Source organism: Streptomyces sp. NPDC049915 (assembly GCF_040656475.1).
Classification (GTDB): Bacteria; Actinomycetota; Actinomycetes; order Streptomycetales; family Streptomycetaceae; genus Streptomyces.
This window is the reverse complement of record NZ_JBFAMH010000018.1, coordinates 90727-111128: the sequence shown is the minus strand read 5'-3', so window position 1 is coordinate 111128 and position 20402 is coordinate 90727. Positions and strand designations below refer to the sequence as shown.

17 protein-coding genes are annotated in these 20402 nt (G+C 72.9%); 10 read left to right on the top strand and 7 right to left on the bottom strand.

Going from position 1 to position 20402, the window contains the following annotated elements:
- Positions 1-219: 219 nt before the first annotated feature.
- On the top strand, positions 220-2007 hold the full coding sequence (locus tag AB0J12_RS27230) for a lytic murein transglycosylase (RefSeq protein WP_363267063.1): 1788 nt from the start codon (positions 220-222) through the stop codon (positions 2005-2007).
- Positions 2008-2055: 48 nt separating this feature from the next.
- Here the strand turns inward: AB0J12_RS27230 and hrpB are convergent, their stop codons facing one another.
- On the bottom strand, positions 2056-4566 hold the full coding sequence (hrpB, locus tag AB0J12_RS27225; protein ID WP_363267062.1) for an ATP-dependent helicase HrpB: 2511 nt from the start codon (positions 4564-4566) through the stop codon (positions 2056-2058).
- 85 nt (positions 4567-4651) lie between these two features.
- Positions 4652-5539 carry a class I SAM-dependent methyltransferase gene (locus tag AB0J12_RS27220; RefSeq protein ID WP_363267061.1) on the bottom strand — a complete coding sequence of 296 codons (888 nt, stop codon included), beginning with the start codon at positions 5537-5539 and terminating at the stop codon, positions 4652-4654.
- 325 nt (positions 5540-5864) lie between these two features.
- Here AB0J12_RS27220 and rpsA point away from each other — a divergent pair, with 325 nt between their 5' ends.
- From rpsA to AB0J12_RS27200, 4 genes are all read left to right on the top strand, one after another.
- Positions 5865-7358, top strand: a complete 1494-nt coding sequence (gene rpsA, locus AB0J12_RS27215) for a 30S ribosomal protein S1 (RefSeq protein ID WP_363267060.1) — start codon at positions 5865-5867, stop codon at positions 7356-7358.
- Between the two features lie 240 nt (positions 7359-7598).
- Positions 7599-8537: a PAC2 family protein gene (locus AB0J12_RS27210; protein ID WP_363267059.1), complete on the top strand. Its 939-nt coding sequence runs from the start codon at positions 7599-7601 to the stop codon at positions 8535-8537.
- A 45-nt stretch (positions 8538-8582) separates the two neighbouring features.
- Positions 8583-9188, top strand: a complete 606-nt coding sequence (gene coaE / locus AB0J12_RS27205) for a dephospho-CoA kinase (protein ID WP_363267058.1) — start codon at positions 8583-8585, stop codon at positions 9186-9188.
- 193 nt (positions 9189-9381) lie between these two features.
- The gene (locus AB0J12_RS27200; RefSeq protein WP_363267057.1) at positions 9382-9762 is read left to right on the top strand and encodes a tetratricopeptide repeat protein; all 381 of its coding nucleotides are present in this window, start codon (positions 9382-9384) and stop codon (positions 9760-9762) included.
- A 12-nt stretch (positions 9763-9774) separates the two neighbouring features.
- Here AB0J12_RS27200 and AB0J12_RS27195 read toward each other — a convergent pair whose 3' ends face one another.
- Positions 9775-10041, bottom strand: a complete 267-nt coding sequence (locus AB0J12_RS27195) for a DUF6343 family protein (protein WP_363267056.1) — start codon at positions 10039-10041, stop codon at positions 9775-9777.
- 290 nt (positions 10042-10331) lie between these two features.
- On the opposite strand from AB0J12_RS27195, the gene AB0J12_RS27190 reads away from it, so the two are divergent.
- Positions 10332-10805: a DoxX family protein gene (locus AB0J12_RS27190; protein ID WP_363267055.1), complete on the top strand. Its 474-nt coding sequence runs from the start codon at positions 10332-10334 to the stop codon at positions 10803-10805.
- A gap of 43 nt (positions 10806-10848) precedes the next feature.
- Here the strand turns inward: AB0J12_RS27190 and AB0J12_RS27185 are convergent, their stop codons facing one another.
- The gene (locus tag AB0J12_RS27185) at positions 10849-11478 is read right to left on the bottom strand and encodes an RNA-binding S4 domain-containing protein (protein WP_363267054.1); all 630 of its coding nucleotides are present in this window, start codon (positions 11476-11478) and stop codon (positions 10849-10851) included.
- Between the two features lie 69 nt (positions 11479-11547).
- On the opposite strand from AB0J12_RS27185, the gene AB0J12_RS27180 reads away from it, so the two are divergent.
- The 4 genes from AB0J12_RS27180 to AB0J12_RS27165 all read left to right on the top strand — a co-directional run bounded on the left by AB0J12_RS27180 (position 11548) and on the right by AB0J12_RS27165 (position 16338).
- Positions 11548-12330, top strand: coding sequence for a uracil-DNA glycosylase (locus tag AB0J12_RS27180; RefSeq protein ID WP_363267052.1), 783 nt, complete (start codon positions 11548-11550; stop codon positions 12328-12330).
- A 403-nt stretch (positions 12331-12733) separates the two neighbouring features.
- Positions 12734-13498 carry a nucleotidyltransferase domain-containing protein gene (locus tag AB0J12_RS27175; RefSeq protein ID WP_363267049.1) on the top strand — a complete coding sequence of 255 codons (765 nt, stop codon included), beginning with the start codon at positions 12734-12736 and terminating at the stop codon, positions 13496-13498.
- A gap of 222 nt (positions 13499-13720) precedes the next feature.
- Complete coding sequence (locus AB0J12_RS27170; RefSeq protein WP_363267048.1) at positions 13721-15637, top strand: FUSC family protein; 1917 nt, start codon at positions 13721-13723, stop codon at positions 15635-15637.
- 56 nt (positions 15638-15693) lie between these two features.
- Positions 15694-16338 (top strand): DUF899 domain-containing protein, encoded by a 645-nt coding sequence (locus AB0J12_RS27165; RefSeq protein ID WP_363267047.1) that lies wholly within the window; start codon positions 15694-15696, stop codon positions 16336-16338.
- A 402-nt stretch (positions 16339-16740) separates the two neighbouring features.
- On the opposite strand, the gene AB0J12_RS27160 is transcribed toward AB0J12_RS27165, so the two are convergent.
- From AB0J12_RS27160 to AB0J12_RS27150, 3 genes are all read right to left on the bottom strand, one after another.
- Positions 16741-18741, bottom strand: coding sequence for an ABC transporter ATP-binding protein (locus tag AB0J12_RS27160; protein WP_363267046.1), 2001 nt, complete (start codon positions 18739-18741; stop codon positions 16741-16743).
- A gap of 366 nt (positions 18742-19107) precedes the next feature.
- Complete coding sequence (locus AB0J12_RS27155; protein WP_363267096.1) at positions 19108-19515, bottom strand: hypothetical protein; 408 nt, start codon at positions 19513-19515, stop codon at positions 19108-19110.
- A gap of 32 nt (positions 19516-19547) precedes the next feature.
- Entirely contained in the window at positions 19548-20234 is a 687-nt protein-coding gene (locus tag AB0J12_RS27150) for an ATP-binding protein (RefSeq protein WP_363267045.1), read from the bottom strand.
- Positions 20235-20402 lie beyond the last annotated feature (168 nt).

The window sequence follows — 20402 nt, the reverse complement described above, 5'->3', positions numbered from 1 at the left end:
CCAACCGGTAAAAACCGGGCACGAACAGGTGCCCGAGCAAAGGAAGTTGTCGTAGGGTCACGGGGATGCAGCGCCGGACAGACCAATTGCCCCATCAGGGCAACCGGAGTGGTGGTTCGTTCGTCACACCAAGGCGAGTACGCCACACCGGACACAACACGACGGCACGGCACCACAACAGGGACGGACGCTGAGGCGTCCACGGGAGGGGTTCACCACATGGCGGCGCAATTCGGCAGCAGGCTGCGCAAGGGAGCGTTCACCACCGCCGTGGCGGCTGCGGCGGTCGCGGTGCTCTCCGCATCCCAGGCTCCCGGCGTCACGGTCGACGACCAGGGCAGACAGTCCGCCGCCGGCACCGCGCCCACCCCCGACGTGCAGGCGGACGACACCGACACCGCCACCGGCAACTCGCGGTACTACACCGACCTGCCGCCCCTCAACAGCCCCAACCCGGCCCCGACCACCGGCACCGTCCCGCCGCCGGCCACGGGCGCGACCGAGTCCGGCATCCCCGCGACCGTCCTCGACGCCTACCAGAAGGCGGCGGCCGAGCTGCGCGCCTCCAAGCCCGGCTGCAACCTGCCCTGGGAGCTGCTGGCCGCCATCGGCAAGGTGGAGTCGGGCCAGGCCCGCGGCGGCCGCGTCGACGCGAGCGGCACCACGATCGGCAAGATCCTCGGCCCCGCGCTGAACGGCAACGGCTTCGCGCTCATCAAGGACACCGACCACGGCGCGTACGACGGCGACACCACCGTCGACCGGGCCGTGGGCCCCATGCAGTTCATCCCGTCCACCTGGGCGTGGGCCGGCCGCGACGGCAACGGCGACGGTCTCAAGGACCCCAACAACGTCTACGACGCCGCCCTCGCCGCCGGCCACTACCTGTGCCGCAACGGCTGGGACCTGTCCACCCAGCAGGACATGAGCCGGGCGATCCTCAGCTACAACAACTCGCAGGACTACCTGAGCACGGTCCTGACGTGGCTGGAGTACTACCGCAAGGGCACCCACGAGATCCCGGACGGCACGGGCACCCTGCCCTCGCACTCCAGCGACACCGGCACCTCCGGCCCGAACCCGGGTCCGACGACGCCCCCCGCGCCGCACCCGTCGCCCGGGACGCCCACGCCCGGCGGCACCACGCCCCCGAAGCCGAGCAAGCCGGGCACGCCGACCACCCCCGGCAAGCCCACCACGCCCGGCACCCCCGCCCCGAAGCCCACGCCCACCGACACGGTGGACCACCTGGAGCGGACGAACGCGGACAAGCCCACCGCGATGGCCGGCGCCGCCTTCACCCAGCGGATCGGCGCCCGGGCCGAGACCAAGGGCGGCAAGGCCGTCGCCAAGGTGCGCGTCCGCTTCACCATTGACGGTGACACCGACACCACCTTCGCCGGCGGCGAGAAGTTCGCCGCCGTCCTCACCGACACCTCCGGCGTCGCCCTCGCCCCCGCACTCCAGGCGGGCGAGAAGACCGGCGATGTCACGGTCCACGCGGCCGTCGCCGGCCGGATGGTCCCCGCCGTCGCCTACACCGCCACCGTGACCGAGCGCGCCGCCGACGCCCTCGCCCGCACCAGCGACACCAAGCAGACCTGCGTCGCGGGCGGCACGTTCGCCGACCAGGTCGAGGTCAAGGCCACCTACAAGGGCGCGGCCGCCGACCAGGTCGCCGCCACCGCCACCCTGATCAAGTCGGGCGACGACCCGTCCGAGAACGACAAGGGCCCCTACTTCAAGGACGCCGACGGCAAGGCCGTCCGCACCCTGAAGGACCTGCACACCGACGCCAACGGTCTGCTGAAGCTGCCGAAGCTGTACGCGGACGACACCACCGGCACGTTCCTGCTGCGCATCACCACCGCGGGCGGGGCCACGCTGACCGTCGAACTCACCGTGACGGCACCGGACGCGACCGGCAGCCCGTCCCCGTCCCCGTCGGGCGGCTCCTCCTCCTCGCCTTCGCCCTCGTCCTCGCCGTCGGCGAGCCCGAGCGCCTGACCCGCCCCGCTCCGCACGGCGCCCCTCCTCGCGAGGGGCGCCGCGTCGTCATCCGCGTCTGAGCCGTGCGTTCGTATGCCGGGTCGGCTCCGCGGCGGCCGGGTCTTCCGGCCACGGATGCTTCGGGTAGCGGCCGCGCAGCTCCGCCCGCACCCCCTTGTAGCCCTCGCGCCAGAACGAGGCGAGATCGGCGGTCACGGCCGCCGGACGCCCGGCCGGGGACAGCAAGTGCACGAGCACCGGTATCCCGGCAAGGCAGGGCGACTCCTGCAGCCCGAACATCTCCTGCAGCTTCACCGCGAGCACGGGCCGCTCCGGATCGGCGTAGTCGACCCGGATCCTGGACCCGCTGGGCACGGTGATCCGCTCCGGCGCCAGCTCCTCCAGCCGGACCGCTTCTCCCGAGGCCCAGGGCAGCAGCCGGGCCAGCGCCTGCCCCGCGTCGATCCGCGCCAGGTCGGCCCGCCGCCGGGCCCGGCTCAGCTCCGGCTCCAGCCACTCCTGCACGCGCGCGTGCAGTGCCTCGTCGGACACGTCCGGCCAGGGCTCCCCGAGGTGCAGCCGGACGAAGGCCAGCCGCTGGCGCAGCACCTCGGCCTCCGGCGACCAGCGCAGCAGCCCGAACCCCTCCTGCCGCAACCCCTCCAGCAGCGCCTGCCGTACGGCACCGGGGTCGGCGCCGGTGAGCGGCCGCGCGGCCAGCTCGATCGCGCCCAGCCGCCAGACCCGCCGCGCGACGACGTCCCCGCCCGCCCAGTGCACCTCCTGCCGCTCGTCGAGCAGCGACCCGGCGGCCGACCGCGCCACGTCCTCGTCGATCACCGCGCCGAGCCGCACCCGCGCGTGCCCCTTGCCGAGGGGCCGGTCGGCCACCGCGACAGCGATCCAGGGGGCACCGTGCAGAGGCGAGCCGGCGGGCAGCTCGGCACGCGTGCCGGAGGCCATGAGGTAGGAACCACCGTCGAGCCTGGCCACACGCTCGGGGAAGGCGAGTGAGGCCACGACGCCGGCCGCCCGGTCGTCACCGGTGAGCGCGCCTGCGTCGACGGCCGCGTCGGCCGGCCGGGCCGCGTCCCCGAGGACGGCCCGCAGCCGCTTCACCTCCGTCCGCCACCGCGCGGCGTAGGCGTCACCCCCACGCCGGACCGACCGCAAGGCGCCGGCCAGGTCGTCTCCGTACTCCCGCGGAGGCTCCTCGGACAGCAGCGCCACCACCTCCGCCCCCGTACCGGCGGTGTCCAGCAGAGCCCGCCCCAACCGGGGATGCACCCCCAGCCGCGCCAGCACCCGCCCGCGCTCCGTGGCCCGGCCGGCCGGGTCGACCGCTCCCAGCGCCTCCAGAGCCTCCCGAGCGGCCGCCATCGGACCGGCCGGCGGCGGGTCCAGCAACGCGAGACCGGAAGCGTCGGGGTCGCCCCAGCCGGCCACCTGCAGGGCGAACGCCGTCAGGTCGGCCACCTTGATCTCCGGGGACGGGAACCGCGGCAGCCGCCCCTCGTCCGCCTCCGGCCAGCACCGGTAGACGGTCCCCGGCGCCTCACGCCCGGCACGCCCCGCCCGCTGCCGCCCGGCCGCATGTGACGCCCGCACCGTTGCCAGCGCGCTCAGCCCACGCGCGTGATCGACCCGCGGCTCCCGCGCCAGCCCCGAGTCCACGACCACCCGCACCCCGGGCACCGTCAGCGACGACTCCGCGACCGAGGTCGCCAGCACCACCCGGCGCCGCTTCCCGGGCGAGAGCACCGCGTCCTGTACCGCGGCCGGCGCCCGCCCGTGCACCTGGAGCACGTCCACCTCGCCGAGGTCCCCGAGGAGCCCCGCCACGCGCGCGATCTCGCCCACGCCCGGCAGGAAACACAGCACATCGCCCTCCCGCTCGGCGAGCGCCCGCCTGACCACCGACGCCACATGCGCCAGCAGCGCGGGATCCACCCACATGCCGTGCGACGGCCGCACCGGACGAGCCGGTGGCGCGTACACGATGGCGACCGCATGGGCGGACCCGTGCGCCTCGACCACCGGTGCCCCGCCGAGCAGCCGCGCCCACTCGTCCCAGTCCGTCGTCGCCGACGCCGCCACCAGCTTCAGCTCCGGCCGCAGCGCCTCCCGCACGTCCCACAGGAACGCCGCCACCGTGTCCGCGTCCAGATGGCGCTCGTGGCACTCGTCCAGCAGTACGACGTCCACGCCCGGCAGCTCCTGGTCACGCTGCAGCCGCTGCAGCAGCACACCGGTCGTCACGACCTCCACGCGCGTGTGCCGCCCCACGACCCGCTCGCCGCGCACGGTGTACCCGACGGACCGGCCCGGCTCCTCGCCCAGCAACCACGCCATCCGCCGCGCGGCGGCGCGCGCGGCCATCCGCCGCGGCTCGGCCACGACGACCCGCCGCTCGTCTGCACCGTCCAGCAGTCCGGCCAGGGCCAGCGGCACCAGCGTCGTCTTGCCCGTGCCGGGCGGCGCGCCGAGCACGGCGGCACCGTGGCCGTCGAGGGCGTCCTCCAGGGCGGGCAGGGCGCTGCGCACGGGCAGCGCGTCCAGGGCGTCGTAACGGATCACGCATCCAGTTTCTTACGTGCGCGCGAGCGCCCGCCGGGCCTGTGGACAACTCCGCTTCCTCAGTACCGGCGCAGACGCGTGGGTGTCAGTCCCGTTCGCAGACGAAGATCGCCGTGCCCGGGATCAGATGCCCGCGCAGCGGCGACCAGCCGCCCCATTCCGAGGTGTTCCGGTCCGGCCACTCGGGCTCGACCAGGTCCACCAGCCGGAAGCCGGACGTCACGACGTCCCGCACCCGGTCGCCGAGCGTGCGGTGGTGCTCGACGTAGACCGCGTTGCCGTCCTCGTCCTGCTCGACGTAGGGCGTGCGGTCGAAGTAGGACGCCGCGACCGTCAGCCCCTCCGGGCCCGGCTCGTCGGGGAAGGCCCAGCGGATCGGATGGGTGAGGGAGAAGACGAACCGCCCGCCCGGCCGCAGAACGCGCCGCACCTCCCGCAGCACCAGCCGCGGGTCGGCCACGAACGGCAGCGCCCCGTACGCCGAGCACGCCAGGTCGAAGGAGGCGTCCGCGAACGGCAGCACGGCCGCGTCCGCGCACACGAGGGGGAAAGAGGAACCGATCCGCAGCGCGTGCTGGAGCTGGCGGTGGGAGATGTCCAGGGCCACCGGGTGCGCGCCCTGTGCGGCCAGCCAGCGCGCGCACTGGGCCGCGCCGGCGCCGATCTCCAGCACGTGCCGGCCCTTCAGCTCCTCCGGCGGGCCGAGCAGCTCGGCCTCCACCTCGTCCAGGCCCTCGGGCCCCCACACGAAGCGGTCGTCGCCGAGGAAGGTGCCGTGCTCGGTCTGGTACTCGTCGGCGTTGCGGTCCCACCAGCCCCGGTTGGCGCGGAGGCTCTCGGTGACCCCGGCGGCGCGCCGTGTGGCCTCCGCATCGGCGTCGGGCCCGGCGGGGGAGGACTGGGCGGATACGGACTCTTGGATGATCGGCTCCCTCGTCGTACTCTTCGAAACCAGCCCGTCCTGGGGTGTCATGACGGGGCCCATACGGCCCGTGTGGCCTCGCGAGACAGGATTTGTGCCGGAAATGCGGTGATCCGCCCCTGGTGTGCGGCTTCGCGCATTGACCCTGCCCGGCTGCCCCCGTATGCTACAAGTTGCGCTGCGGGCCTGCGCACCTCAGACGTAGCAGGCTGCGCTCGCATCTGTATGTATGTCCCCTCGGTTCTCGAGGCGCCACGGAGCACCTGGTGCTCGAAGTGTGGCGCTTCCTTGGCTGTCCGGCCTTCTGCAGAGCGAAACGGGCTCCCGGCGTAAGCAGTACCTACGACTCACCGTCCGTACCGGAGCCCTTTCCCACATGACGAGCAGCACCGAGACCACCGCCACCACCCCGCAGGTTGCGGTCAACGACATCGGTAACGAGGAAGCCTTCCTCGCCGCGATCGACGAGACGATCAAGTACTTCAACGACGGCGACATCGTCGACGGCGTCATCGTGAAGGTCGACCGGGACGAGGTCCTGCTCGACATCGGTTACAAGACCGAAGGTGTCATCCCGAGCCGCGAGCTCTCGATCAAGCACGACGTCGACCCCAACGAGGTCGTCAAGGTCGGCGACGAGATCGAAGCCCTTGTTCTCCAGAAGGAGGACAAGGAAGGCCGCCTGATCCTCTCGAAGAAGCGCGCCCAGTACGAGCGCGCCTGGGGCACCATCGAGAAGATCAAGGAAGAGGACGGCATCGTCACCGGTACCGTCATCGAGGTCGTCAAGGGTGGTCTCATCCTCGACATCGGCCTCCGTGGCTTCCTGCCGGCCTCCCTCGTCGAGATGCGCCGTGTCCGCGACCTCCAGCCCTACGTGGGCAAGGAGCTCGAGGCCAAGATCATCGAGCTGGACAAGAACCGCAACAACGTGGTCCTGTCCCGCCGTGCCTGGCTGGAGCAGACCCAGTCCGAGGTCCGCCAGACGTTCCTCACCACCCTGCAGAAGGGTCAGGTCCGTTCCGGCGTCGTCTCCTCGATCGTCAACTTCGGTGCCTTCGTGGACCTGGGTGGCGTCGACGGTCTGGTCCACGTGTCCGAGCTGTCCTGGAAGCACATCGACCACCCCTCCGAGGTCGTCGAGGTCGGCCAGGAGGTCACGGTCGAGGTCCTCGACGTCGACATGGACCGAGAGCGCGTCTCCCTGTCGCTGAAGGCGACCCAGGAAGACCCGTGGCAGCAGTTCGCCCGCACCCACCAGATCGGCCAGGTCGTGCCCGGCAAGGTCACGAAGCTGGTTCCGTTCGGTGCGTTCGTCCGCGTGGACGAGGGCATCGAGGGTCTGGTCCACATCTCCGAGCTGGCCGAGCGCCACGTGGAGATCCCGGAGCAGGTCGTCCAGGTCAACGACGAGATCTTCGTCAAGGTCATCGACATCGACCTCGAGCGCCGCCGCATCAGCCTCTCGCTGAAGCAGGCCAACGAGGCCTTCGGTGCCGACCCGTCGGCGGTCGAGTTCGACCCGACCCTGTACGGCATGGCCGCGTCCTACGACGACCAGGGCAACTACATCTACCCCGAGGGCTTCGACCCCGAGACCAACGACTGGCTCGAGGGTTACGAGAAGCAGCGCGAGGAGTGGGAGCGCCAGTACGCCGAGGCGCAGTCCCGCTTCGAGCAGCACCAGCAGCAGGTCATCAAGTCCCGCGAGGCGGACGAGAAGGCCGCAGCCGAGGGTGGCGAGGCTGCCGCTCCCGCCGCGACCGGTGGTGGCTCGTACTCCTCCGAGGGTGGCGACACCTCCGGCGCCCTGGCGTCGGACGAGGCGCTGGCGGCACTGCGCGAGAAGCTGGCCGGCGGCCAGAGCTGAACGCTTGCCGCTGAGGGTTAGTCGGTAGCTGAGGGGCCGTACCTTTCGAGGTGCGGCCCCTCAGTCGTGCGCGTTGGCGTCCGCCTGGTGCCTCGTGCCCGGTGCGGTGTTGCGCGCACCGGGATGGCGTCGTCCGCACTCCGGGCTTTCATGATCGCCGGTTGTGCGTGGGCGTGATCGCGGGAATGCTCACGCTCCGTTCCTCGTTGTTGTCTACGGACACGAGGAGGAGCGGTCACTGTGCTTGATCCGCAGGGTTTGTACACGTGGGAGCCGAAGGGGCTGGCCGTCGTCGACATGGCGCTCGCCCAGGAGTCGGCCGGACTTGTCATGCTCTACCACTTCGACGGATACATCGACGCGGGGGAGACCGGCGACCAGATCGTCGAACGGCTCCTCGACTCGCTGCCCCACCAGGTCGTCGCCCGCTTCGACCACGACCGGCTGGTCGACTACCGCGCCCGGCGCCCGCTGCTGACCTTCCGCCGCGACCGCTGGACCGACTACGAGGAGCCGGACATCATCGTCCGGATCGTCCAGGACGCAACCGGCGCGCCCTTCCTGCTGCTGTCCGGGCCCGAGCCGGACGTCGAGTGGGAACGCTTCGCCGCCGCCGTGCGGCAGATCGTCGAGCGGCTCGGAGTCCGCCTGTCGGTGAACTTCCACGGCATCCCCATGGGCGTCCCGCATACCCGCCCGGTCGGCCTCACCCCGCACGGCAACCGCACCGACCTCGTCCCGGGCCACAGCAGCCCGTTCGACGAGGCCGAGGTGCCCGGCAGCGCCGAGGCCCTCGTCGAGTACCGGATGATGGAAGCCGGCCACGACGTTCTCGGTGTCGCCGCGCACGTCCCGCACTACATCGCCCGCTCGCCCTATCCGGATGCGGCGCTCACGGTGCTGGAGTCCATCACGGCCGCCACCGGCCTGGTGCTGCCGAGCATCGCGCACTCCCTGCGCAACGACGCCCACCGCACGCAGACCGAGATCGACCGCCAGATCAGAGAGGGCGACGAGGAGCTCACCACCCTGGTCCAGGGGCTCGAGCACCAATACGACGCCGCCGCCGGCGCGGAGAGCCGAGGCAACATGCTGGCCGAGCCCGTCGACATCCCCTCCGCGGACGAGATCGGCCGCGAGTTCGAGCGCTTCCTCGCCGAACGGGAGGGCGACAACTGACCTCCGCCGCATCCGCCGTCGGCGGCAGGCCCTAAGCTTCCGCTCATGCTGACAGTGGGCCTGACCGGCGGCATCGGTGCCGGCAAGAGCGAGGTGTCGCGGCTGCTCGTCGAGTGCGGGGCCGTGCTGATCGACGCCGACCGCATCGCCCGCGAGGTCGTGGAGCCGGGCACGCCCGGCCTCGCCTCGGTCGTCGAGGCCTTCGGGCCCGAGGTGCTCACGCCCGACGGCAGCCTAGACCGTCCCAAGCTGGGCTCGATCGTCTTCTCCGACCCCGAGAAGCTGGCCGTGCTGAATGCGATCGTGCACCCACTGGTCGGCGCCCGCTCCCGCGAGCTGGAACAGGCCGCGGCGAAGGACGCCGTCGTGGTCCACGACGTCCCCCTGCTCACTGAGAACGGCCTGGCCCCGCTGTACGACGTCGTGGTCGTCGTCGACGCGAGCCCCGCCACGCAACTCGACCGGCTTGTGCGGTTGCGCGGCATGACGGAGGAGGACGCCCGCGCACGCATGGCCGCACAGGCCTCACGGGAGAAGCGCCGGGAGATCGCCGACATCGTGATCGACAACGACGTGCCACTGGAGCAGCTGCAGGCGCGCGTGCGGGAGGTCTGGGCGGAGCTGGCACGCAGGGCGCGGGAGGCTCGGTAGCGACCGGGACGGCCGCAGTAGCGGCGGCGGACGCGGTGGGCCTGGCGGGCGCAGTTCGGTCACAGCAGTCGCAGGAGTTGCGCTCATCGTAATCACCGCGATCACCGCAGCCGTTGTGGTCACCGCTGTCGCCGCTGGAATAGGGGTACTCGGTCGGGGCGTTGAAGCCCTCGAGTGAGGGAAGGAATTTTCCGTGCCCCAGACCAGCGGTTCGACCGGAGGTACTCCGGAGACACACGTCATCGACTTCCGTGCCGCCGAGCAACTGCTCGCCGCCCGCGATCCGCGGGGCGCGGTGAAGCTGCTCGACTCGGTGATCGCCGCGCACCCGGAGAACACCGCCGCACGGTTGCTGCGCGCCCGTGCCTTCTTCGCCGCCGCGCAACTGCGTCCCGCAGAACTTGAGTTCACGATCGTTCTGGAGCGGGAGCCGGACAACGCCTACGCCCACTTCGCGCTCGCCCGCACCTACGAACGACAGGGCCGCGACGACCAGGCCCGACGGCACTTCCGGCTGGCGGCCGCGCTGGACCCGAACCCGCGGTACCTCAAGGCGGCGCGCTTCGACGCGTGAGGCGGCCTCGGCTCACGGCCGGCGGTGTTCCGGCGGCCGGTAGGGCGGGATGTCGGGGCCCGGCTGGAAGTGCGGGCCCTGCCGTATGTGCCGCAGGATCACCGCCATGTCGACGGTGACCACCAGCCACAGCACACCGCACGCCGCTGCCCAGCCGGGTCGCCCGGCGAGCGCGAACCCGACCGTGCCCGCGATCGCCCAGATCAGCCCCCACACGCTCAGCCAGAAGCGCATCCGCAGCGCACTGCGTGCTGTCGTCGGCTCACTGCCTGTACGCATCCCGATCACCACTCCTCCCAGCAACGTACTCCGGCCCGGGACGTTCACCAAGCGGCCTCCGCTCGGTCGCGAACGGAGGGCCGCCGGCACCTCGAGCGAGGTGCTTCTCCGCCCACGAACGAAGGGCCTTCGCTCGAACGGGTGAACAGGGGGCGTGGGGGAACGGCCGTGCGGGAGCGGGCCGTTGGACGGGCATGGAGCTGAAGCAGGTGCACACCGGGCCGATGAGTTTCGGGGCTCCACGGGGTCTGTACGGGTGCATCACAAGGAACGCGAAACCAGGAGACCTCATGTCCGAGACCACCGCTCCCGCCGGCTCCCTCGCCACCGCGGCGCCCGCCGGCACGGCGTCGATCCCGACGACCCCCACGGCCAAGCGCCGTCGGTATGCCCGGATCGCCCTGCGTACCGTGCAGGTGCTGCTCGCGCTGTTCTACGCCTTTGCCAGTGCGCTCCCGAAGCTGATCGCGCACCCCACGGCGGTGGAATCGTTCGACCGGATCGGCTGGGGCAGCGCGGGGATGTACGCCATCGGTCTGCTGGAGCTGGCGGGGGCCATAGCACTGCTGGTCCCGGTCCTGCAGTCGGTCGCGGCGGTGTCCTTGAGCGCCTTGATGGTGGGCGCGTTCATCGTCCAGGTGACCGTCTTCGACGGTCAGAACGCGGCCACCCCACTGATCCTGCTGGTGCCGCTCGCCCTCATAGCCTGGGCCCGCCGACAGCGCAACGCCGACCTGGTGGCCATGCTGCGACGCGGGGCGTGAGGCGACGAGGGGAGTGGCCCCGGCTCAAGGCGGGGGGCCCCTGTCACCGGTGCCCGGATCCTCCGCCACCGCCACCCGGCTTCGGTCCCGGGCCGCCCAGGCTCGGCAGGCCGCGCAGAGCCCGAAGGCGTTCGAGCTCGCGGCGGTCGCGCTTGGTGGGGCGGCCAGCGCCCCGGTCGCGGATGCCGGCGGGGGCGACGGCCTCGCGGGGCGGGGGCGGCGGGCTGTTGTCGATGTAGCACTGGACGGCCACGGGCGCTCCGACCCGCTTACGGATCAGGCGCTTGACGACCACGACACGTTCCCGGTTTTCGCTCCGCAGTCGCACCTCGTCGCCCACGCGCACGTGGTACGCCGGCTTCACTCGCTCCCCGTTCACCCGCACATGGCCGCCCCGGCAGGCGGTGGCTCCGAGCGAACGGGTCTTGATCAGACGTACGGCCCAGATCCAGCTGTCGATGCGGACGGACTCCCCGGGAGCGGGACCGGCAGCCTCGGCGGCGGCGATGGCAGCGGCGATCTTCGGATCGGCGGTCTCCTGCCCAGCGGCGATCTCGGGAACGGCAGCCCCCTGCGTGACGGCGGTGGCCTCCGCCGTGGCCGCGGCAGCCGACGATTCCGCGTCAGGGCCCGTCGCATCCGTCGTCTCGTGGTCCGCACCTTCAGCAACCATGTCCTCGACCTTAGCTCGCCGCACGGGGTGTGCCCCACGGGTTTCCGGCCCCCGGCATACCGTGGTGCCATGACCCCCAGCACTCCCTCCGGCCTCCCCGAACTCGACCGGCGGATCGCGGGCTGCCGGGCCTGCCCGCGGCTTGTCGCCTGGCGGGAGGAGGTGGCGCGGACGAAGCGGGCCTCGTTCGCCGACTGGACGTACTGGGGGCGGCCCGTTCCCGGGTTCGGACCGGCCGATGCGCGGCTGCTGATCGTCGGGCTCGCGCCTGCCGCGCACGGCGGCAACCGGACCGGGCGGATGTTCACCGGGGACCGTTCCGGCGACGTGCTGTATCAGGCGCTGTACGACGTGGGGCTGGCCTCGCAGCCGACGGCGGTCAGTGCGGACGACGGACTGGAGCTGTACGGGGTGCGGGTCACCGCGCCGGTCCACTGCGCGCCGCCGGCGAACAAGCCGACGCCGCAGGAGCGGGACACCTGCCGGCCCTGGCTGGTGCAGGAGCTGACGCTGATGCGTCCGACGCTGCGGGCGGTGGTGGTGCTCGGCGCGTTCGGCTGGCAGGCCGCGCTGCCGGCGTTCGCCGAGGCGGGCTGGCCGGTGCCCCGTCCCCGGCCGGCCTTCGCACACGGCGCCAGGGTGACGCTTGACGCCGGGAACGGCGGGAACGGCGGGACCGGAGTGGAAGGCGGAGGGGGCGGGGAGGGTGGAGAAGGCCGGGCACCGCTCCAGCTCTTCGGCTGCTTCCACGTCAGCCAGCGCAACACCTTCACCGGGCGGCTCACTCCCGAGATGCTGCGGGACGTTCTGCGCACGGCGGCGCGGGCAGCCGGGTTGCCGTATGCCGGGTGACGTACCTGGTGCCGTGGGTGACGTCGTTCAGCCGGGCGGATTTCGTCCCCGAACTGGTGCTGCACCGTGGAGCGTGATCTAGGCCCTGTCGTTTGGATCATCCCGGCGTCGCGGGGTCTGGCACGCACTCCCCCGAGCTCTTCGAGCAGGGGGAACCCCCACCGCGTTGGCGCCCTCTTCCGCCTTGCAGCTGCACGCACCAGACCCCGCTCGGGGCGGCCGAAAGGCGCCGCACCTCACAGCCGGCCTGATCCAAACGACAGGGCCTAGCGGCGGAAGTGGCCACCCGCGCCTGATGAATTGCCTCGCGCACCCGCCACACCCCGCGTACGCTGCGCCCGACCCCGACCCCACCCCCCGAGCGCACCCTCCCCCCGGCCCTTCGCCCGCTGGAGCCGCACCCGTGCCGTCCGTCTCCGACCACGTCTTCCTCGACCGCACCGCCGACCGTCTGGCCGCCCTTCCCACCGTCCGTGCCGTCGCCCTCGGTGGCTCGCGGGCGCAGGGCACGCACCGGCTCGACAGCGACTGGGACCTGGCCGTCTACTACCGCGGCCCCTTCGACCCCGCCGACCTGCGCGCGGTCGGCTGGGAGGGCGAGGTGTCGGAGGTCGGCGGCTGGGGCGGCGGTGTCTTCAACGGCGGCGCGTGGCTGACCGTCGAGGGCCGCCGCGTCGACGTCCACTACCGCGACCTGGATGTCGTCGAGCACGAACTGGCCGAGGCGGAGCAGGGCCGCTTCCGTGTGGAGCCGCTCCTCTTCCACCTCGCCGGCATCCCCACCTACCTGGTCGTCGCGGAGCTGGCCGTCAACCAGGTGCTGCGCGGTGAGTTGCCGAAGCCGGCCGCCTACCCGGAACCGCTGCGGCACACCGCGCGCGAGCACTGGCTAGGCTGCGCCCGCCTCACCCTCGCCTACGCCCGCGACAACCACGCCCCGGCCGCACGCCTGACGGAGGTGGCCGGGGCCGTCGCCACCGCCGCCGTACAGGCCGGGCACGCGGTGATGGCGGCGCGCGGCGAGTGGGTCACCAACGACAAGCGGCTGCTGGAACGGGCGGGCCTGCGCGGGATCGACGGCCTGCTGGCCGGCCTCGAACCGGAACCGGGCCGGCTGGCCGCGGCTGTCGCAGGCGCCGAGGAACTCTTCCTGAGCGCACTGCGCTGAACCGGCGGGTCCCCGTCGCGGCGCCCCGCGCTCAACCGGCGACGATCCCGACGCATCGCCCGGCGTCCGAGAGGACCGAGCGGGACCCGGCCGGCCGGAACTGTCACCTGGCTGAAACACGACTGTCCTCTCCCCTCCAAGAACCCGATCTACGGTGGGAGCACACCCACTCGGCCACCGTCGCCCGAAGGCACACCCCGCCCTCGTCCGAACAGGAGCCCCGTGTCCCGCCCCGCCACCTTCACCCTTCCGCCCTGGCTCGCCCACGCCCTGCGAGTCCAGCGAGGACCGGTGCCCTGGAGCGCGGTCACGCGGGGAGCCCTGGCGGCGGGCCCGCTGCTGCTCGGGGCGCTCGCCGCCGGCCGTACGTCGCTCGGTGTCGTCGCCGCCCTCGCCGCCATGTTCGCCGGGATCAACGACCGCCCCGGCAGCCGCCGGGCCTCGGTCGAGCGGATCGGGGTGCCCGCGCTCGCGGGGGCCGCCGGGCTGCTCGTCGGGACGTACGCCGGGCAGTACGCCGGCCCCGTCCTGCTCACCGCCGTGCTCACCGGGCTCGGGCTGGTCGCCGGTGGGACCAGTGCCGTCGGGCCGGTCGCCTCGGCGGCGGCGATGCAGGTGCTTGCCGCGGCGGCGGTGGGGGCCGGGATGCCGCTGCCGGAGAGCGGCTGGCTGCGTGCACTCTGCTTCCTCGCCGGCGCCGGATGGCTGCTGACGCTGCGGCTCGCGCTGCCCACACCGGGATCGCTCGCCGGGGATACCCGGCCGGCTGTCCGGCCGTATCTCCGAAAGGACTTCCGGTTCGACGGGGAGCGGGCCGCCGTCGCCCGGGTCTATGACGCGATCGCCGAACTGCTCGACGCGGTCGGCGGACCGCTCGCCCTCTCCCGGCGGGCCGCCCTCACCGCCGCTCTGGACCACGCGCAGGACTGCCTGTCCGGCCCCCGGCTGCGGCGGTACGCCTCCTGCGCCGCCGAGCGGCGGCTGCACGCGCAGTACACCGCCGCCCTGCCGCTCGCCGAGGCCGCGACGGCGCTGGCCTGGGCCGGGGAGCCGGTCGGGACGCGGGCCGGTGCGGGGCCGCGTCGGCTCGCGGCCGCGGTGCGGGACAACACCCCCACCGGGCCGCTGCCCGCACCGAGCCGGGCGGAGCCCGCACTGCGTGCGCTCGACCACGCGTTGCTGCAGGCCGCCGAGGTCTTCGACCGGGGGCACGGCACCGCGCTGCCCGCGCGGCGGCGGACGGCACGGCAACTGCTGCGGGCCGCCGTCGGCTCCGGCGGGCGCGAGTACGGGCTGCGGGTGGCGGTCTCGTTCGGCGCCGCGGCCGCCGTGGCGCAGGCGTTGCACCGCACGCACTGGTACGGACAGCACAGCCACTGGTACTGGCTGCCCGCCACCGCTGTCTTCCTGGTCAAGCCGGACCTCGGGCCGTTGGCGTCGCGGGTGCTGTGCCGGGCCGCCGGGACGGTGCTCGGGGCCCTCGTCTTCGCAGCGTTCGCCGCCGTACTGCCCCGGCCGGCCGGGCTCGTTGTCCTCGTCGCCCTGTGCGGTGCGCTCGTCCCCGTCGCGGCACGGCACTTCGCCGCGCAGACCGCGGTCGTCACCGTCCTGGTGCTCGGGCTGGTCATGGTGGGCGGCGAGCCGCAGGCGTCCCTGAGCCGGATCGGGGAGACGCTGCTGGCCTGCGCGATCGTGCTGATCGTCGGCCATCTGCCGATGCCCGGGAAGCGGGGCGGCACGGTGCGCGACCGGCTCGCCGTGGCGGCAGACGCCGCGGACGCCTACCTGATGCACGTCCTCACCGACCCCGGCTCGCGCACCATGCGCTGGGCCCTGCGCCGAGAGGCCTACCGCGCCCTGGCCGAGGCCCGCACCGCCAGCGCACTCGCCGCCGCCGAACTGCCCCCGCTGGCCCGGCACACCGCGGGCACCGGCGAGGTCGCCACCGTCCTCGAACGCCTCGTCGACACCACCACCGCCTGCGCGGTCCACCTCGACGACACCGGACGGCTCAGCCCGCGGCACGAGCGCCGACTCGCCGAACTCCTCGGCGAACTCGACGAACTGAGCGAGCATGACACCTTCGACCGGCGCGCGGTCGCCTCCTCGGTTCCAGAATTTTTCCTCCCGCACCGATGAGTTCCGCACCGACCCTCGGTCACCTCCTGGGAACGGACCGTTGCACAGGAGGGCTCATGTCGCTTCCGGAGGTCGTCTCGCGCGAGCAGTGGCGCGCGGCGCGCGAGGAACTGCTGGTCAAGGAGAAGGCGGTCACCCGCGCGCGTGACGCGCTGAGCGCGGAGCGGCGCCGGCTGCCGATGGTGGAGATCGACAAGGAGTACGTCTTCGAGGGCGGCGACGGCAAGGCCACCCTGCTCGACCTCTTCGAGGGGCGTGACCAACTCCTCGTCCACCACTTCATGTTCGCACCGGAGTGGGAGGGCGGCTGCCGACGCTGCTCCGCATTACTGGACCAAGTGGGGCAACTTGCCCATCTCCATGCGAGGGGGACGTCGTTCGCGGTGGTGTCGCGGGCGCCGTTCACCCGGATCCTGCCCTTCAAGGCGCGGATGGGGTGGACCGTGCCCTGGTACTCGTCGCACGAGACGGACTTCAACCAGGACTTCGAGGTGACCGTGGAGCAGGGCGACGGCTCGCTCGCCGAGCGGCCGGGGCTGAGCTGTTTCCTGCGGGGGCGGGACCGGATCTTCCACACCTACTCGACGCCCGAGGGTGAAGTCGACGACATCGGCTCCACGGGCAGTCTGCTGGACCTCACGGCGATCGGGGGACAGGAGGCGAGGGTGCCGGTGCGGTATCACGACGAGTACGAGGACTGACACGCTTCGTACCGGACGCGTGCGGTCCGTGCACGGAATCTCACGGTCCGGGGTGAACTTGTGTCACCTACGTCTCAGTCGGGTCACTGAGCGAGCCGTCAGGCCTCCACAGGGCGTTAACTCCTACACGGACAAACACTTTGTGGAGGTGCGAGATGGTGAACGGGCGAACCGTGCTCGAACGCTTTCCCGCAGGTGGGCCGCGCGGATCGTGGCCTGCGGAGGAGTTCGCGCAAGCGCGGCGACAGGAGGGTCTGGCGGCCGAGGTTGTCATGGACCTCACGACAGACACGTTCCTCGTGATCGTCCGGGGCGCGGACGCCATGGAGTGACGACCGCTGCGCATGGCGACCGCTCCGCAGGACGACCCCTCCGCATGGCGACGGCGCCACATGCCACCGGTCAGCCCGCCCCCGTACTCCTCGGGGCGGGCACCGTCGTCTCCGTGGTCCTCGGGGGCTCCGGCGCCGCCGCCCCCGGCACCTTCACCGTGAACTGCTCCGCCTGGAGCGCGTACAGCTCCGCGTACACCCCGCCCTTGGCCAGCAGCTCCTGCGGGGTGCCGCTCTCCACCAGGCGGCCCTGGTCCAGGACGTGCACCAGGTCCGCGTGGCGCACCGACGCCAGCCGGTGCGTGATCAGGACGACCGTCTGCCCCGCGGCGGCCAGGGCGCGGATCTTGTCGAAGACCTCCACCTCGGCTCGGGCGTCCAGGGCCGCCGTCGGCTCGTCCACGATCAGGATGCGCCCGCGCCGGTAGGCGGCCCGGGCGATGCCGAGGCGCTGCCACTGGCCACCGGACAGCTCGTGGCCGCCGGAGAAGTGCCTGGCCAGCAGCGTGTCCAGGCCGCGCGGCAGGTCCGCGACCACGTCCTCGGCGCCGGCCTGGGCGATCGAGGCGGCCAGCCGCTCCTCGGTCAGCGGGGCGGCGGAACGCCCGATGGCCACGTTGACCCGGGCCGTGAACGGCCACCGTTTGAAGTCCTGCGCGACCATCGCCACCCGCTCGGCCAGCAGCCGCCGGTCGGCGCGGGCGGCGTCCACGTCGTCCCACAGGATCCGTCCGGCGTCCGGCCGGTACAGTCCCGCGAGCAGCTTGACCAGCGTCGTCTTGCCCGAGCCGTTCTCCCCGACGAGCGCGACGATCCGGCCGAGGGGGAGGTCGAGCGTGACGTCGTCCAGCGCGGGACGGGTCGCGTCGCCCGGGTAGCGGAACGTGACGTTCTCGAAGCGGACCTCCCGCGGGTCCTCGGGCAGGGGCACGCCGCCGACCGGAATGGCCCGCTCGGCCGCCTCGGCGTACAGCCGCTCCAGGTCGCCGACGAACAGGGCCTCCTCGTGCAGTTCGTTGATCTCCAGCACCAGGGTGTTCAGGCTCGTCGAGCCGCTGCGGATCGCGACCACCGCCGTGCCCGCCACCGACAGCGCCATCGCTCCGCTCAGCAGCAGCCCGCCGAGCGTGCCGTATGTCGCCACGGTCGCCAGACCCGTCCAGGTCGCCGCGATCAGCCCGGTGCGGGCGGCGAGCCGGGCGAGGCGGGCCTGCTCGGCCTCCGCGGTCTCCGACATCGCGCGGAAATGGCGCAGCAGGAACGGGCCCACGCCGTGCACGCGGATCTCCGGCGCGGCCTGCGGCTCGGTCAGCAGACCGCTGATCAGGTGCCCGGCCCGGGCGTGCTGCACCCAGGTGTGGAAGGACTCGTAGCGGCGCCGCGCGTTGGTCAGCGAACTCCAGGCGCTCGGCAGGGTCATCGTGACCAGCAGCGGCAACAGCGCCGGATGCAGCACGGTCAGCACGCCGGCCGCCGCGACCAGCGAGATGACGGCGTTCACCACGCGCGTGCCGTACATGATCATCCGGCGGGCGGAGGAGGCGCCGTACTGGGCGGTGTCCAGCAGCTTGTGGAAGGCGTGGTCCTCGATCGCGGACAGCTCCACGTTCGCCGCCCGCTCCAGGTACAGCTCCGTGGCCACCCGCTCCACCTTGGGCTCCAGGCTTCCGGTGGCGTACGTCGACGCCGCGCGCAGCAGCGCCGAGAGCAGAAGTACGGCGGACAGCGCGACCAGTGCCGGGGCGGCGCCGCGCAGGCGTGCCTCCAGCGTGCCGTCGCCGAGCAGCCGGCTCAGCAGGCTGTTGACCGCCAGCAGACTGACCGCTTGGCCGAGGCCGCGGCCGGACTCGGCGAGCAGCACCGTGCGGGTGGCCCTGCGGTCGGCCTGGCGGGCGAGGCGGAGGCTGGAGCCGAGCAGGGCGGGCAGCCGGGTGACCATCGCGCGCAGGTTCAGTTCCAAGAACGCGTCCACGTGCTGGTTCCAGCCCATGTCGTAACGCAGCGGCCCGCCGAACAGCAGCCGTTCCGACTCCGACACCTCACGCTCGGCGGCGTCGCGCTTGTGACCCACATGGCCTCCCCGGCTCCGGTCAGACGGTCACTATCCCTGGGGCGGGGGGAGCCGGGGAGGGCGCAGAGCGGGGGACGGGGGGTGCGGGCGCAGGGGCTTCCGCCCGGCGCAGCGCGCGGGCGCACGCCGGGGCGGCCGAGGGGCGCGGGGCGCAGCGCGCACAGGGCGCGTTGCAGCGCACGCCGGGCGCGCCGATGCGGCGGGCCTCGTCCCACTTCAGGCGGGCGCGGGCTTCGTCGATGTCGGCCTCGGCCGCCTGGTGCGGTGTGCGGTGTGCGGCGCACGGGGGGCGCGTGGATCGGGAGGAGCCGGCCGTCGGTGCCGGGGCAGCCGGAGTTGCGCGGAGTCGCAGGGCCGCCGTCGGCGTTACGCGCTGACCGGGCGCGACCAGCTCGGGACCGTGTCCGTCAGGCGGCACATCGCAAGGTAGAGCGGGATCGGCGGGGTGTACGGAACGGTGTCGTCCGGTCGGTGGATGAGGCCGGGGGCGTGCGGGGCGCCGGAGTCGGGCAGGACCGCGCCGGTGGCGTACTGCGCGGGGGCGGGCCATTCCACCGCGTAGTCGGAGTCGGACGGGACGATCCACCACCAGTGCGCCTCATCGGCGTACACACAGCCGACGCGCGGCAGGCGGGGCAGGAGCAGGGGGCCGAAGCGTGCCGGGACGGCCACGGCGTCGCAGCCGAGCGGGGCGGTCATGCCCTCCGGCAGGGTGAGCCGGCGAGGTGCCGCAGGCGTGTGCAGACGGCGGTTGAGCTGGACGAGCGTGTTCATGGTCAGTGCCTGGCCGCGGCCGGGTCCAGCGCTCACGGCCTCCCCCTCGAGTGGCCGCCCGGCCCGGCCGCGCGCGGACCGTCCGGTGCGTGGTGCATCTGCCCGGCGCCGGTCTTCCCCTCATCGCCGTCGCCGTCGCCGTCGCCGTTGTCTCCGGAGCTGGCCGGGCCCGGCTTGGGGCGACTGCCCCAGCCCAGGTCGTTGCGCGGCTCTCCGGGGGTGCCCGGCGTGCCGGCCTGGCGTGGCACCTCGGCCCACACCAGCAGTCCGGGTCCGTGCTCCTGGGCGCCCCAGGCCCGGCACACGGCGTCGACCAACAGCAGTCCTCGCCCGTGTTCCGCCTCGCCGCGCGGCGGGGCCGGATGCGGGTCGCCGGGCGCACAGCCCTCGTCGCGCACGGCTATGCGCACGGTGTCGTCGTGGTCGTGCAGCTCGCACACCACGCGGCTGCTCGCCGTGTGCACGATGGCGTTGGTGACCAGCTCGGATATGACCAGCGCCGCGGTGTCACAGGCGTCCTCGCCCACCGACCAGCCGGTGAGCCGCGCCCGCGTCAGGCGTCTGGCCCGCGCCGGGGAACCCGGGTGTGCGGCCAGCTCGAACCGGAACCGGCGCTCGGCAGCGCTCCCCAGGGGGTTCGCTCCCGCGGCGGCACCGAGACCGATCGGGTCTGCGGCGGCGTCTGTTCCTAAGGGCGCGGACGGAATCACGCCTGCCACTATCGCCCCGCCGGGAACACTTGGCAAGAGTCACTCTGGAAAGTGCAGAGTGTGATGTGCTGGCTGCACAGGTCATGGCACACTGCTCGCGTCAGCACGTCGAGCGGCGCCAGTTCGGATCGCCGGAGGTCTGCCCGCCTTCGAATGGATCTTCGAATGGCGCCGCAG